The following is a 14,318-nucleotide window of genomic DNA, read 5'->3' as shown; positions in this document are numbered from 1 at the left end:
TACGCTGGCCCGGGATGTTTTTCCTCTTCGCATGTGGACATTCACTACCATGCTGACTGAACATAAAATCCCGCTAGGCCAGTACATCGCTGCCTTCGTTGAATGGTTGACCCAACACGGGGCCAGCTACTTCGACGCAATCGCATCGACCCTGGAAACGATGATCCACGGCGTGACGTTCGCGCTGACCTGGTTCAATCCGCTGGCATTGATCGGTCTGATTGCGCTGCTCGCTCATTTCATTCAACGCAAATGGGGCCTGACCGTTTTTGTCATCGCCTCCTTCCTGCTGATCCTGAACCTGGGGTACTGGCAGGAAACCATGGAGACCCTGGCGCAAGTGCTGTTCGCCACCCTGGTCTGCGTGGTGATCGGTGTGCCGCTGGGCATTGTTGCCGCGCACAAACCGATGTTCTACACCCTGATGCGGCCGGTGCTCGATCTGATGCAGACCGTACCGACCTTCGTCTACCTCATCCCTACCCTGACCCTCTTCGGGCTGGGTGTGGTGCCCGGGCTGATTTCCACGGTGGTGTTTGCGATTGCCGCGCCTATCCGTCTGACTTACCTGGGTATCCGTGATGTGCCGCAAGAGTTGATGGACGCCGGCAAGGCCTTTGGCTGCTCGCGCCGTCAGTTGCTCTCGCGGATTGAACTGCCCCACGCCATGCCGAGCATCGCCGCCGGCATTACCCAATGCATCATGCTGTCGTTGTCGATGGTGGTGATCGCGGCCCTGGTGGGCGCCGACGGCCTCGGCAAACCGGTGGTCAACGCGCTGAACACCGCCGACATCGCCCTGGGCTTTGAAGCGGGCCTGGCGATCGTATTGCTGGCCATCATGCTCGACCGCATCTGCAAACAACCCGACGCCAAAGTAGGGGGTGATGCATGAGCATTATCCGATTCGAAAATGTCGATGTGATCTTCTCCAAGGACCCTCGCGAGGCGCTCAAGCTGCTCGACCAGGGCATGACGCGCAACGAGATCCTGAAAAAGACCGGGCAGATCGTCGGCGTTGAAAACGCCAGCCTGGATGTAGAGAAAGGCGAGATCTGCGTGCTGATGGGCCTGTCCGGCTCGGGCAAGTCGAGCTTGCTGCGCTGCATCAACGGCTTGAATACCGTCAGCCGCGGCAAGCTGTTTGTGGAGCATGAAGGTCGGCAGATCGACATTGCTTCCTGCACCCCCGCCGAGCTGAAAATGATGCGCACCCAGCGCATCGCCATGGTGTTCCAGAAGTTCGCCCTGATGCCCTGGCTGACGGTGCGCGAAAACATCAGCTTCGGCCTGGAGATGCAGGGTCGTCCGGAAAAAGAACGGCGCAAGCTGGTGGACGACAAGCTGGAACTGGTGGGCCTGTCGCAGTGGCGCAACAAGAAGCCCGACGAGCTTTCCGGCGGCATGCAGCAGCGCGTCGGCCTGGCCCGCGCCTTGGCGATGGACGCCGATATCCTGCTGATGGACGAACCCTTCTCCGCACTCGACCCGCTGATCCGCCAGGGCTTGCAGGATGAGTTGCTGGAACTGCAACGCAAGCTGAGCAAGACCATCGTATTTGTGAGCCACGACCTGGATGAGGCGCTGAAACTCGGTAGCCGTATCGCGATCATGAAAGACGGCCGGATCATCCAGTACAGCGTGCCGGAAGAGATCGTGCTGAACCCGGCGGACGACTATGTGCGGACCTTCGTGGCCCACACCAATCCGCTGAATGTGTTGTGTGGCCGCAGCCTGATGCGCACGGTAGACAACTGCACCCACGTCAACGGTTCCATCAGCCTGGACCCGGGTGGCGACTCGTGGCTGGACCTTGCAGAAGGCAACACCATCAAGGGCGCGCGACAGAACGGCGCAGTGCTGAACTTGCAGAACTGGACACCGGGGCAATCGGTGGAAGGTTTGGGCCGGATGCCGACGTTGGTGGATTCCAATATCGGGATGCGTGAAGCGTTGCAGATTCGCTATCAGACCGGGAACAAGCTGGTGCTGCAGGACAACAACAAGGTGGTGGGGATCCTGGGTGACAGCGAGCTCTACCATGCCCTCCTGGGCAAGAACCTGGGGTAAATCCTCCTGAAGGAACGGGGTCAATGTGGGAGCTGGCTTGCCTGCGATAGCTGCAGTGAATTCACCACTGCAATCGCAGGCAAGCCAGCTCCCACATTTGACCCCATTCCAACCTTGGAACAGCGGCGCCAGTGAAGGCACCGCTCCTTTCAACACTCAGCTATAGACACGGCCAAGGAGCTGCCGATGGCTTTCAAACTGATCGAGCACGTCCCGGGTGATCTGCTCCTGGGTGAAGCCCATCAGGTCGTATTCCTGAGGCCCGTTGTGCAGGTAAACCTCGGCGCGGTAGTAGCGCGTGCGCTCTTCCTCGGGCAAATCGTTCGGTGCCGACGAATAAGCATCCAGGCTCACCTCGTAGACAAACGGATTCCCCTCTTCCATCTCGATGCGCACACCAATGCAGCGCTTGGATTTGCCCAGCAAGGTTTGCACTTCCAGCCCCTGATCACGCAACGCAGTTGCCGCTTCTTCCAGCGCCGGCGTGACGTGCTTGTCCATAAAGCGCTGCACGGTACCCTGGCTCGGTTGCAGGTCCAGGGCGGTCAGGCGCTCGCTGAAACCACGACGCCCTCGTTCGGCCAGTTGCGCCTGTTCCAGCTCGATGGCCACGTCCTGGCGCATCGCCTTGTGCAGGCCGAACATGAAGAAAATCAGCACCACCGAAAACGGCAGGCCCGCCAGCACCACCATGGTTTGCATGGCCTCAAAGTTACCGGCGAACAACAGGCCGATGGTCACCAGGGTAATCACGGCGGACCAGAAAATCCGCAGCCAGTGCGGCGCGTCTTCGTCAACGTTGCCGCCCTTGCAGGAAAGGTTCGCCATCATCACCGCGCCGGAATCCGCCGGGGTCAGGAACAGCACGAAGCCCACAAAGATCGACACACCGATCACGATCTTCGACGCCGGGTAATGCTCCAGCAGTTGGTAGATCGCCATGGACGGCTGTTCCAGCGCCGTCTTGCCCAACTCCACCGCACCATGGTTGACCACCAGGTCCAGGGCCGAGTTGCCGAAGATCGACAGCCACGCCAGGGTGAAGCCCAGCGGAATCAGCAGCACGCCGGCCACCAGTTCACGCACCGTGCGACCACGGGAAATACGCGCGATGAACATGCCCACGAATGGCGCCCAGGAAATCCACCAGGCCCAGTAGAACAGAGTCCACAGGCCCATCCAGCGCTCGGTCTTGTCGGCGTCGCCTTCGTACACATACAGGTCGAAGGTTTTCAGCATGATGCCGTTCATGTAGTCGCCGATGTTCTGCACGAAGCCGTTGAGCAAGTGCAGGGTCGGGCCAAACAGCAGCACGAAAATCAGCAGGCCGCTGAACAGCACGATGTTCAGGTTGGACAGGCGGCGAATGCCGTTTTCCACACCCGACACGGCAGCGATGGTCGCCACGGTGCTCATCACGATGATCACAATCAGCAGGTTGGTGTTGCTGTGCTGCATGCCGAACAGGTTTTCCAACCCGGACGACACCTGCATCGAACCAATCCCCAGGTTCGTCACCAGGCCCAGCAGGGTCACGAACATGCCGAAGCCGTCCACTGCGTGACCGGCTGCGCCTTTCACCCAACGCTCGCCCACCAGCGGGTACAGCGCCGAGCGCAAGGCCAGCGGCTGGTTATGACGGTAGGCAAAGTACGCCACGGCCAGGCCCACCAGAGCGTAGATCGCCCAGCCGTGCAGGCCCCAGTGCAGGAACGTCAGTTGCAGCGCCTGCCGTGCGGCTTCGCCGGTGGCCGACGCGCCTTCAGGCGGGTTGAAGTAGTGGTCCAGCGGCTCGGACGCGCCGAAGTACAGCAGCGAGATGCCGATGCCCGACGAGAAGAGCATGCCGGCCCACGCGCCGTAGCTGAAGTCCGGGGTGTCGTCCTTGCTGCCCAGTTTCAATTTACCGTAGGACGAAAACGCCAGGCCCACCACAAACACCAGGTAGGCGGCGATCACGACCATGTAGTACCAGCCAAAGCTTTTCGACAACCAGGCTTGGGCCACACCGAGCATCCTGCCGGCTTCCTGCGGGGCGATGATCAGAATCGCGGTCAACAACAGAATCAGCGCGGTGGAGGTGTAGAACACCCAACCGTTGACCCGCACCTTTTCTGGCGGGGTCTTTATAAGAGAGGCAGAACTCATGGCACAGATGCTCCGGGCAGTGCAGAGAAACACAAGGCAACGCATGACCCGAGCCATCGATTTTTCGGCAGTCGACGGACGGGTGTATAAAGACACCCCGAAAAACCATGAACCCACGGCGAACCGCTGTGCCGGGCTGTTTCATGGGTTTTCCCGATGTCAGGTGGCGCCACATACACGTAGGAAATACCTGTAGGCAGCGACCATTTGTCGCAGATCTTATTCTTTGTTGATTGAACGTTCAATCAAAACAAAATAGACTGGCCCACAAGCCGACGGACGTTTATCGCCCGTTGGCAGGCCTAAGGAGAGGTGCACGATGCCCAAGGTCGGTATGCAACCCATACGCCGCCAGCAGTTGATCGAAGCCACATTGACTGCGGTCGATCAGGTCGGAATGGGGGATGCCAGCATTGCGCTGATCGCCCGTCTGGCCGGTGTCTCGAATGGCATCATCAGTCACTATTTTCAGGACAAGAATGGCCTGATCGCCGCCACGATGCGGTACCTGATGAACGTTCTGATCGAGAACGTCACCGAGCGCCGGTTGGCGCTGAAAGATGACAGCCCGCGGGCTCATCTTCAGGTGATCATCGAAGGCAACTTCGACGCCAGCCAGGTCAACGGCCCGGCTATGAAAACCTGGCTGGCCTTCTGGGCCACCAGCATGCACCACCCGTCATTGCACAGGCTGCAGCGGATCAACGATCACCGTCTGTATTCCAACCTGTGCTGCCAGTTCCGCCGAGCGTTGCCGTTGTCCGAGGCACGCAGCGCAGCCCGAGGCCTGGCGGCCCTGATCGACGGTTTGTGGTTGCGCGGCGCCCTGTCGGGAGACGCTTTCGACACGGAGCAGGCGCAACGGATCGCTTACGAATACATGGATTTCCAATTGGCCAAGCAGGTGAGTTAGAGCACACATAAACGCTCAACCCCTGAACGGCTGCCGGCCGGTGTTGCCAGAACCTTATGGCCCACCTTCGGCGGTTAACGCCAACCACTTATGCACTTGCGAGGACTTTATGGCCCGTTTCGAACTGCAAAAACTCTACATTGACGGCGGCTACTCCGACGCTGGCAGCGATGCCACTTTCGAAGCCATCAACCCGGCTAACGGTGAAGTTCTCGCCAACGTGCAACGCGCCACTAAAGAAGACGTTGAGCGCGCTGTGGTCAGCGCTGAAAAGGGCCAGAAAATCTGGGCCGCCATGACCGCCATGGAGCGTTCGCGCATCCTGCGTCGCGCCGTTGAAATCCTGCGTGAGCGCAACGACGAACTGGCCGCTCTGGAAACCCTGGACACCGGCAAGCCGTACTCCGAAACCCAATACGTCGACATCGTCACCGGCGCCGACGTGCTGGAATACTACGCAGGCCTGGTGCCCGCCATCGAAGGCGAGCAGATCCCACTGCGCACGACTTCGTTCGTCTACACCCGTCGCGAGCCGCTGGGCGTCGTCGCCGGTATCGGTGCGTGGAACTACCCGATCCAGATCGCCCTGTGGAAATCCGCACCGGCCCTGGCCGCGGGTAATGCGATGATCTTCAAGCCAAGTGAAGTCACCTCGCTGACCACCCTGAAACTGGCTGAAATCTACACCGCCGCCGGTGTTCCGGATGGCGTGTTCAACGTCCTGACCGGCAGCGGTCGTGAAGTCGGCACCTGGCTGACCGAGCACCCGCGCATCGAGAAAGTCTCCTTCACCGGCGGCACCGACACCGGCAAGAAAGTCATGGCCAGCGCTTCGAGTTCTTCGCTCAAAGAAGTCACCATGGAACTGGGCGGCAAATCCCCGCTGATCATTTTCGACGACGCCGACCTCGATCGCGCCGCCGACATCGCGATGATGGCCAACTTCTACAGCTCGGGCCAGGTCTGCACCAACGGCACGCGCGTGTTCGTTCCGACCGCCCTCAAAGGCGCGTTCGAAGCCAAGATCGCCGAGCGCGTTGCGCGCATCCGCGTCGGCAACCCGGAAGATGAAAACACCAACTTCGGCCCGCTGGTCAGCTTCGCCCACATGGAAAGCGTGCTCGGCTACATCGCCAAGGGCAAGGAAGAAGGCGCCCGCCTGCTGTGCGGCGGCGACCGTCTGACCGACGGCGAATTCGCCAAGGGTGCCTACGTTGCACCGACCGTGTTCACCGACTGCACCGACGACATGACCATCGTCCGTGAAGAAATCTTCGGCCCGGTGATGAGCATCCTCACCTACGACACCGAAGAAGAAGTGATCCGCCGCGCCAACGACACCGACTTCGGCCTGGCTGCTGGCCTGGTGACCAAGGACCTGAACCGCGCTCACCGCGTGATTCATCAGTTGGAAGCCGGTATCTGCTGGATCAACGCCTGGGGCGAGTCCGACGCGAAGATGCCGGTTGGCGGCTACAAGCAGTCGGGTGTGGGCCGTGAGAACGGGATCAGCTCGCTGAACAACTTCACTCGCATCAAATCGGTACAGGTTGAGCTGGGCGACTACGCCTCGGTGTTCTAAGGCTGATACCGCCAATCGCCCGCAAGCGGGCTCCTACAAGGACTGCGCATGACCTGTAGGAGCCGGCTTGCCGGCGATCGAGTGCGAAGCACTCGCCTGACCTGACCATATCTAAATGAGGGTGCATTTAATGTCCCAAGAATACGACTACATCATTGTGGGTGCCGGCTCCGCCGGTAACACCCTGGCGACCCGTCTGACCGAAGACGAAGGCGTCACCGTCCTGCTGTTGGAAGCCGGCGGCCCGGACTACCGTTTCGATTTCCGTACCCAGATGCCAGCCGCCCTGGCGTTCCCGCTGCAAGGCCGTCGCTATAACTGGGCCTACGAAACCGATCCAGAACCACACATGGACGGCCGCCGTATGGAATGCGGTCGCGGCAAGGGCCTCGGCGGCTCCTCGCTGATCAACGGCATGTGCTACATCCGCGGCAACGCGATGGACTACGACAACTGGTCGAAACTGCCAGGCCTGGAAGACTGGACCTACCTGGACTGCCTGCCGTATTTCCGTAAAGCCGAAACCCGCGACATCGGCCCGAACGACTACCACGGTGGCGAAGGCCCGGTCAGCGTGACCACGCCAAAAGCCGGCAACAACCCGCTGTTCCATGCGATGGTTGAAGCAGGCGTACAGGCCGGTTACCCGCGCACCGAAGATTTGAACGGCTACCAGCAGGAAGGCTTCGGCCCGATGGACCGTACCGTGACGCCGAACGGCCGTCGCGCCAGCACCGCTCGCGGTTACCTGGACACGGCCAAGAAGCGCTCGACGCTGACCATCGTCACCCACGCGCTGACCGACAAAGTACTGTTCGAAGGCAAGCGTGCCGTCGGCGTTCGCTACCTGATCGGTGCTGCCGAAGAACGCGTTGAAGCCCGTGCCCGCAAGGAAGTCCTGGTGTGCAGCGGCGCAATCGCTTCGCCGCAACTGCTGCAACGCTCCGGCGTTGGCCCGGCGAAACTGCTGGAAAGCCTCGACATCCCGGTGGTCCACGACCTGCCTGGCGTCGGCGAAAACCTGCAGGACCACCTTGAGCTGTACCTCCAATACGCCTGCACCCAACCGGTCTCGCTGTACCCGTCGTTGCTCTGGTACAACCAGCCGGCTATCGGTGCCGAGTGGCTGTTCAACGGTACCGGGATCGGCGCCAGCAACCAGTTCGAAGCGGGCGGTTTCATCCGTACCCGTGAAGAATTCGATTGGCCGAACATCCAGTACCACTTCCTGCCGGTAGCGATTAACTACAACGGCAGCAACGGTGTGAAAGAGCACGGTTTCCAGGCGCACATGGGCTCCATGCGTTCGCCGAGCCGTGGCCGTATCCAGCTGAAGTCGAAGAACCCGCGGGACTACCCGAGCATCCTCTTCAACTACATGGCCACCGAGCAGGACTGGCAGGAATTCCGCGACGGCATCCGCCTGACCCGTGAAATCATGCAGCAGCCGGCACTCGACCAGTACCGTGGCCGCGAAATCAGCCCGGGCATCGACGTACAGACCGACGAGCAACTGGATAAATTTATCCGTGAGCACGCCGAGACCGCGTTCCACCCGTCCTGCTCGTGCAAGATGGGCACCGACGAGATGGCCGTGGTTGACGCTGAAGGCCGTGTGCATGGCATGCAGGGTCTGCGTGTGGTGGATGCGTCGATCATGCCGATCATCACTACCGGCAACCTGAACGCACCGACGATCATGATCGCCGAGAAAATCGCCGACAAGATCCGTGGTCGTAAGCCACTGCCGCGCAGCACTGCGGATTACTACGTAGCGGGCGATGCGCCGGTGCGTGGCAAGCCGATGCGTGAAGTGGGTCCGACTGCGCAGTAACTGATACACCGAGGTGCCTGCATCGCAGGCATGCCAGCTCCCACATTTGACCTCGTTCGCCAGAACAACTCGGTCACATGTGGGAACCGGGCTTGCCCGCGATGAGGCCCGACCAGACACTGCAAACCCCCTCTCCTACACTTTCCTTGATCAGCTCCCCAGCCCAGGCCTACTCTGTTTGCCTGCCCGCGCCGAGCCGCCCACAAGGAAGGCCCCATGTTCGACCACCACGCCACACTCAAAAAGCAGTTCAGTGCCCTGCGCACCACTGCCGAATTCTTCTCCCTGCGCTATGTCCGCGAGTCTGGCCGGTACCTGTCGGTACGCAAGAACGTCGCCGAGCCGCCGCACCTGAGCCAGGACGAAGGCGCGATGCTCACCGTGCGCCTCAACGGCGTCGAAGCCTACGCCGCCACCCACGACATTTCCCTGCCCGGCCTGCAAGCCGCCCTTGAGCGAGCCGAACAGCAAGCCCGGCTGATCAAGCCCCACGCCCTGCTCGACCTGCGTGACCAGCCGGTGTCCAGCGACATCGCCGATTACCTGTCGCCGAACCTCGACCAACCCTTCCCGTCCCTGAGCGACTGCTACCAACTGCTGGGCGCCGAATCCGCCGCCGTGCCCAAGGACGAGCGCCTGGTGAACTGGGAAGTCAGCCTGGGCACCACCCACGTCGAACAGATCTACCTCAACAGCGCCGGTGCCGAGCTGCGCCAGGCCCAGCGCTTTGTGTTCCCGGGCGTGAACGTCACGGCCTACGACGGCAACGACAGCCAGACCCGCACCCTGGGCGGCACCAACTTTGGCCAGCAAGGCGGGTTTGACGTGATCAGCCGCTTCGGCCTGGTAGGCGCCGCACCGCAGATTGCCGATCAAGCGCTGCAACTGTTGCTGGCACCGAATACGCCGCAAGGGCCGCGTGACCTGCTGCTGATGCCTGACCAGATGATCCTGCAGATCCACGAATCCATTGGCCATCCGCTGGAACTGGACCGCATCCTCGGTGATGAACGCAATTACGCCGGCACCAGCTTCGTCAAGGCCAGCGACTTCGGCCACCTGCAATACGGCTCCAACCTGCTCAACGTGACCTTCGACCCGGACATTCCCGAGCAACTCGCCAGCTACGGGCACGACGACGACGGCACCCGCGCCAGCAAACAATTCCTGATCCGCGAAGGCCTGCTGCTCAAGCCATTGGGCGGTGCTTTGTCGCAATACCGCTCCGGCATGGGCGGCGTCGCCAACAGCCGCGCTTGCAGCTGGAACCGCGCGCCCATCGACCGCATGGCCAACCTGAACATCGAGGCCGGCGACCAGAACATGGCGCAACTGATTGGCGGTATCGAGAATGGCATCCTGATGTCCACCAACCGTTCGTGGTCGATTGACGACGCGCGCAACAAATTCCAGTTCGGCTGCGAGTGGGGCCAGTTGATTGAAAACGGCGAACTCAAAGGCGTGGTGAAGAACCCCAACTACCGGGCGATTTCCGCACAGTTCTGGCGCAACCTCAGCGCCGTTGGCGACGCCAGTACCTTCAAGGTGCTGGGCACGCCGAACTGCGGCAAGGGCGAACCCAACCAGGTGATCCGCGTCGGCCATGCGTCGCCGGCCTGTGTGTTCAGCAACGTGGATGTATTCGGGGGAGATGCCTGATGAACAATTTCAAAGCCCTGGTGGACTGGCTCAAACAGGCCATCACCGACAGCGAACAATTCCACCTCGGCTACGCCGACGAGTCTTCCGAGTTCGTGCGCTTCAACCACGGCAAAGTGCGCCAGGCCGGCCAGGTGCAACAGGCCAGCCTGAACCTGAAGCTGATTGATGACGGGCGCCACGCCGACCTCGGCATCACCCTGGCAGGCGAGCCTGAGCTGGACCGCCAGCGCCTGGCCGACGGCCTGCAACAACTGCGCGAGACCCTGCCGTTGTTGCCGCAGGACCCGTACCTGCTGCTCAATCACAACGCCTGGCAGAACAAGGATCAGCAAGACCGACCACTGCCGGACCTGGCCCAGGTGCTGGAAGCAATCAGCGTGGCGGCTGAAGGCGTGGACATGGTTGGCTTCTACGCCGCCGGCCCTATCAGCCGTGGCTTTGCCAGTTCATCAGGCGCCTTCGGCTGGCACCAGGCCAACAGTTTCAACTTCGACTTCAGCCTGTTCCACGCCAACGGCGAAGCGGTGAAGGCCAGCTACGCCGGCAACGATTGGGACAGCGCGGCCTTCGCCCAACGCTTCCAGCAGGCCCGCGAGCAACTGGAGTTCCTCGGTCGCCCGCTGCACCCGCTGGCACCGGGGCAATACCGCGCCTACCTGGCTCCGGCGGCCATGGAAGAAATCATCAGCATGCTGACCTGGGGCGGTTTTTCCGCCCAGGCCATCGCCAGCAAGGGCAGCCCGTTGCAGCGCCTGTATGCAGGCGATCAAGCCTTGAGCCCGCTGGTGGCCGTGGACGAACAGGTCAGTGGCTCCCTGAGTTCGGCGTTTTCCCGCGATGGCTATCCACGCAGCGACGTGAAGCTGATCAGCGGCGGCAAGGCCGAAGGCCAACTGGTGAACTCCCGCAGCGCCGCCGAGTACGGCCTGAGCACCAACGGCGCCAGCAGCGATGAGTCCCCCAGCGCGTTGCAGATGGCGGCGGGCAGCCTGGCCCAGGCCGATATCCTCAAGCAATTGGGCACCGGCTTGTACATCAGCAACCTGTGGTACCTGAACTACTCCGACCAGCCCGCCGCGCGCCTGACCGGCATGACCCGCTTCGCCACGTTCTGGGTCGAAGACGGCGAGATCAAGGCGCCGGTCAGCACCATGCGTTTTGATGACAGCGTGTACAGCCTGCTGGGCTCGCAACTCGAAGCGTTGACCGCTGATCGGGAATTGCTGCTGTCGGCGAGTACTTACAGCCAGCGCAACACCTCGTCCAACCTATTACCGGGCGCATTGGTAAAACGCCTGACCCTGACCTTGTAAACAACGCAAAGCCCATGTGGGAGCGGGCTTGCCCGCGATAGCGGTGTATCAGTACCAGATGTGCTAAATGACACTGCGCTATCGCAGGCAAGCCCGCTCCCACATTTGATTGCATTCCACATCTAGATTCGCTTCGGTCTCAAAACCCCACTCCAGACACCTGGCCGTCCGGCCAGTTGTCGCTCGCGAGAAACCTCGTTATAAAGGTTGGTGGCACCTAGCCACGTCCGCGCGGTAAAAAAACTCAAACAACACCCCGCCGTCCTCAACCCACTTGTACGCAAGTGATGCACGACCTTGCCCGGGATAGGGCAAGCTGGAGCGTTGACATGAACCATGGAAGTTTTGTCATTGAGAAGCTGTTCAAGCACTACAACGTTCACGTAGAGCAGTTGGGTAACAACCCAGAGAAAAAAACCGTGCTGTTGGTCAATGGCGCGCTGTCCACCACCCGCTCGTTTGCCCGCACCAGCAAGTGCCTGTCCGAGCACTTCAATGTGCTGATGTTCGACTTGCCGTTCTCCGGCTATTCGCGCCCGCACAACACCGACCTCGACCTTGTGACCAAGGACGATGAAGTGCAGATCCTGCGGGCACTGGTAGAGCGCTTTCAGGTCAACCACCTGGTGTCTGCCTCGTGGGGCGGGATTTCCACGCTGCTGACCCTGGCCCATAACCCGCCGTCCATTGAAAGCTCTGTGGTGATGGCGCTGGCGCCTAACCTCAACCAGGCGATGCTCGAATACGTAGAGCGGGTGCGGGTGCTGATCGAGGCCGATGACAAGTCCGCCGTCGGCCACTTGCTGAATGAAACCGTCGGCAAATATTTGTCGCCGCGGCTCAAGCGCAATAACCACCGGCACCTGTCGACCATGGCGACCACCGAGTATCGCCAGGCGCGCTTCCATATCCACCAGGTGCTGGCGCTGGGTGACGGCAACTACCTGCCGCAATTGACCCAGATCGAGACCCCCGTGCACTTCCTCAACGGCGTCCTGGACGAGTACACCCCGGCAGACGAAGCCCAACTGTTCAAAAAATACGTGGGGCGCAGCAGCTTCGCCACCGCCGAACACACCGGCCATTTGCTCGATCTGGAATCCCGCGAGGCGGCGCTGGCAGTGCACCGGGCGCTGCTCGATTTCCTGGTGGGCAAGCACGTGGCGTTGTCAGATATAGACGAAGCGCCAGTGGGAAAAGGAGCTGCCGATAGCGCATAATCGCCGACACATAGGCTGCTAACAAAAAAGGTAACTCATGCCGAATCGCGCCCCTCTCGATGCCAAGACCGCCCGCTGGCTACCCTGGGTGGTAGCGATTGCCTTCTTCATGCAGTCGCTGGATGGGACGATTCTCAACACCGCCTTGCCGGCCATGGCCCGGGACCTGGCGGAGAACCCCTTGCGCATGCAAGGCGTGGTGATCGCCTACATGCTCACGGTGGCCTTGCTGATTCCCGCCTCGGGTTGGGTGGCCGACCGCTTCGGCACCAAGAAGATTTTCTTCGGCGCGATCATGCTGTTCAGCATCGGTTCGTTGCTTTGCGCACTCTCCAGCACGCTGACCATGCTGGTGGGCGCGCGGGTGATCCAGGGCCTCGGTGGTGCCTTGATGTTGCCGGTGGGCAGGCTGGTGGTGCTGCGCGCCTACCCGCGTTCGGAGCTGGTGCGGATCATGGGCTTCATCACCATTCCCGGGCTGCTCGGCCCGTTGCTCGGCCCGACCATGGGCGGCTGGATGGTGCAATACCTGACCTGGCACTGGATCTTCCTGATCAACCTGCCGGTGGGCATCATTGGCTGCTACGCCGTGTGGAAATTCATTCCCGACCTGCGCGGCAGCGAACGCACGCGGTTCGACGGCGTGGGTTTCCTGCTGTTCGGCGCGGCGATGGTGCTGATCACCATCGCCATGGAAGGCCTCGGCGAATTGCACCTGCCGCACCTGCGGGTGATGTTGCTGCTGTTCGGCGGCCTCGCGTGCCTGGCGGCCTATTGGCTGCGGGCCGGGCATATCGACAATCCACTGTTTTCCCCAGTGCTGTTCAAGACCCGGACCTTCGCCGTGGGCATCCTCGGCAACCTGTTCGCCCGCCTCGGCAGCGGTGCGTTGCCGTTCCTGGTGCCGCTGCTGTTGCAGGTGGCGTTGGGTTACTCACCGTCCGAAGCCGGGATGAGCATGCTGCCCCTGGCGGCGGCGGCGATGTTTGCCAAGTCCATCGCCCGGCCGCTGATCGAGCGCCTGGGCTACCGCGTGGTGCTGACCGGCAACACCCTGGCGCTGGGCATCATGCTGGCAAGCATGGGCCTGGTCAGCGAACACACGCCCTACCCGCTGCTGCTGAGCATGCTGGCGATCCTCGGGGCGATCAACTCGCTGCAATTCACCGCGATGAACACCGTGACCCTGATCGACCTCGACGACGCCCAGGCCAGCAGCGGCAACAGTTTGCTGTCGGTGGTGGCGCAGTTGTCCCTGAGCCTCGGGGTGGCCTGCGCCGGTGCGCTGCTGGGTGGTTTCACCGCAGAAGTGGGCAACGACGGGGTCGACACCGTGCTCGGCGCGTTCCAGCTGACCTTCGTCACCGTGGGCATCATGGCGATGCTGGCGGCGGCGATCTTCCTGCAACTGTCGCCAAAAGACGGCAAACGCGTGGTCAGCCGCGAGCACGATATCGAGCATTAACAGGCTTCTCGTCTAGAACTTGCAGGGAAAATCCTTCGGGACTGGTACACTGCGCGACATTTTGTTTTGCAGAGCCAGTCCCGTGACTACCATCGCCACCGCTTTTAATAC

The 14,318-nt window shown here is 61.4% G+C and carries 10 protein-coding genes; 9 read left to right on the top strand and 1 reads right to left on the bottom strand.

The window, feature by feature from the left end; translation table 11 throughout:
- Positions 1-49 precede the first annotated feature (49 nt).
- Together choW and choV are read left to right on the top strand one after the other, a co-directional pair.
- Complete coding sequence (choW, locus tag HKK54_RS12970) at positions 50-895, top strand: choline ABC transporter permease subunit (protein WP_010167546.1); 846 nt, start codon at positions 50-52, stop codon at positions 893-895.
- On the top strand, positions 892-2,070 hold the full coding sequence (choV, locus tag HKK54_RS12965; protein WP_169386956.1) for a choline ABC transporter ATP-binding protein: 1,179 nt from the start codon (positions 892-894) through the stop codon (positions 2,068-2,070). The genes choW and choV overlap by 4 nt, the downstream gene beginning before the upstream one ends.
- A 156-nt stretch (positions 2,071-2,226) precedes the next feature.
- Here choV and betT read toward each other — a convergent pair whose 3' ends face one another.
- Positions 2,227-4,218 carry a choline BCCT transporter BetT gene (gene betT, locus HKK54_RS12960; protein WP_169386955.1) on the bottom strand — a complete coding sequence of 664 codons (1,992 nt, stop codon included), beginning with the start codon at positions 4,216-4,218 and terminating at the stop codon, positions 2,227-2,229.
- 319 nt (positions 4,219-4,537) lie between these two features.
- Here betT and betI point away from each other — a divergent pair, with 319 nt between their 5' ends.
- From betI to mdtD, 7 genes are all read left to right on the top strand, one after another.
- Positions 4,538-5,131, top strand: a complete 594-nt coding sequence (gene betI, locus HKK54_RS12955; RefSeq protein ID WP_010167549.1) for a transcriptional regulator BetI — start codon at positions 4,538-4,540, stop codon at positions 5,129-5,131.
- A gap of 109 nt (positions 5,132-5,240) precedes the next feature.
- A complete protein-coding gene (betB, locus tag HKK54_RS12950) occupies positions 5,241-6,713 on the top strand; it encodes a betaine-aldehyde dehydrogenase (protein WP_169386954.1) in 1,473 nt (490 codons plus the stop codon).
- A 130-nt stretch (positions 6,714-6,843) separates the two neighbouring features.
- Positions 6,844-8,547 carry a choline dehydrogenase gene (gene betA, locus HKK54_RS12945; protein ID WP_010167551.1) on the top strand — a complete coding sequence of 568 codons (1,704 nt, stop codon included), beginning with the start codon at positions 6,844-6,846 and terminating at the stop codon, positions 8,545-8,547.
- 216 nt (positions 8,548-8,763) lie between these two features.
- Entirely contained in the window at positions 8,764-10,206 is a 1,443-nt protein-coding gene (locus HKK54_RS12940; RefSeq protein WP_169386953.1) for a TldD/PmbA family protein, read from the top strand.
- Positions 10,206-11,522 (top strand): TldD/PmbA family protein, encoded by a 1,317-nt coding sequence (locus tag HKK54_RS12935; protein ID WP_169386952.1) that lies wholly within the window; start codon positions 10,206-10,208, stop codon positions 11,520-11,522. The genes HKK54_RS12940 and HKK54_RS12935 overlap by 1 nt, the downstream gene beginning before the upstream one ends.
- Positions 11,523-11,851: 329 nt before the next feature.
- On the top strand, positions 11,852-12,742 hold the full coding sequence (locus HKK54_RS12930) for an alpha/beta fold hydrolase (protein WP_169386951.1): 891 nt from the start codon (positions 11,852-11,854) through the stop codon (positions 12,740-12,742).
- A gap of 37 nt (positions 12,743-12,779) precedes the next feature.
- Positions 12,780-14,207 (top strand): multidrug transporter subunit MdtD, encoded by a 1,428-nt coding sequence (gene mdtD / locus HKK54_RS12925; protein ID WP_003216894.1) that lies wholly within the window; start codon positions 12,780-12,782, stop codon positions 14,205-14,207.
- The last annotated feature ends 111 nt before the right edge of the window (positions 14,208-14,318 follow it).

The sequence above is a fragment of the Pseudomonas sp. ADAK13 genome (genome assembly GCF_012935715.1).
GTDB lineage: Bacteria > Pseudomonadota > Gammaproteobacteria > Pseudomonadales > Pseudomonadaceae > Aquipseudomonas.
Note: the sequence above shows the minus strand (reverse complement) of the source record. Positions and strands in the feature narration are given on the sequence as shown.

Excerpts from the sequence above, each read along its gene's own strand:
- choV (WP_169386956.1), top strand. The coding sequence starts at position 892 with ATGAGCATTATCCGATTCGAAAATGTCGATGTGATCTTCTCCAAGGAC.
- HKK54_RS12930 (WP_169386951.1), top strand. The coding sequence starts at position 11,852 with ATGAACCATGGAAGTTTTGTCATTGAGAAGCTGTTCAAGCACTACAAC.
- HKK54_RS12935 (WP_169386952.1), top strand. The coding sequence starts at position 10,206 with ATGAACAATTTCAAAGCCCTGGTGGACTGGCTCAAACAGGCCATCACC.
- HKK54_RS12940 (WP_169386953.1), top strand. The coding sequence starts at position 8,764 with ATGTTCGACCACCACGCCACACTCAAAAAGCAGTTCAGTGCCCTGCGC.
- betA (WP_010167551.1), top strand. The coding sequence starts at position 6,844 with ATGTCCCAAGAATACGACTACATCATTGTGGGTGCCGGCTCCGCCGGT.
- betT (WP_169386955.1), bottom strand. The coding sequence starts at position 4,218 with ATGAGTTCTGCCTCTCTTATAAAGACCCCGCCAGAAAAGGTGCGGGTC.
- choW (WP_010167546.1), top strand. The coding sequence starts at position 50 with ATGCTGACTGAACATAAAATCCCGCTAGGCCAGTACATCGCTGCCTTC.
- betB (WP_169386954.1), top strand. The coding sequence starts at position 5,241 with ATGGCCCGTTTCGAACTGCAAAAACTCTACATTGACGGCGGCTACTCC.
- mdtD (WP_003216894.1), top strand. The coding sequence starts at position 12,780 with ATGCCGAATCGCGCCCCTCTCGATGCCAAGACCGCCCGCTGGCTACCC.
- betI (WP_010167549.1), top strand. The coding sequence starts at position 4,538 with ATGCCCAAGGTCGGTATGCAACCCATACGCCGCCAGCAGTTGATCGAA.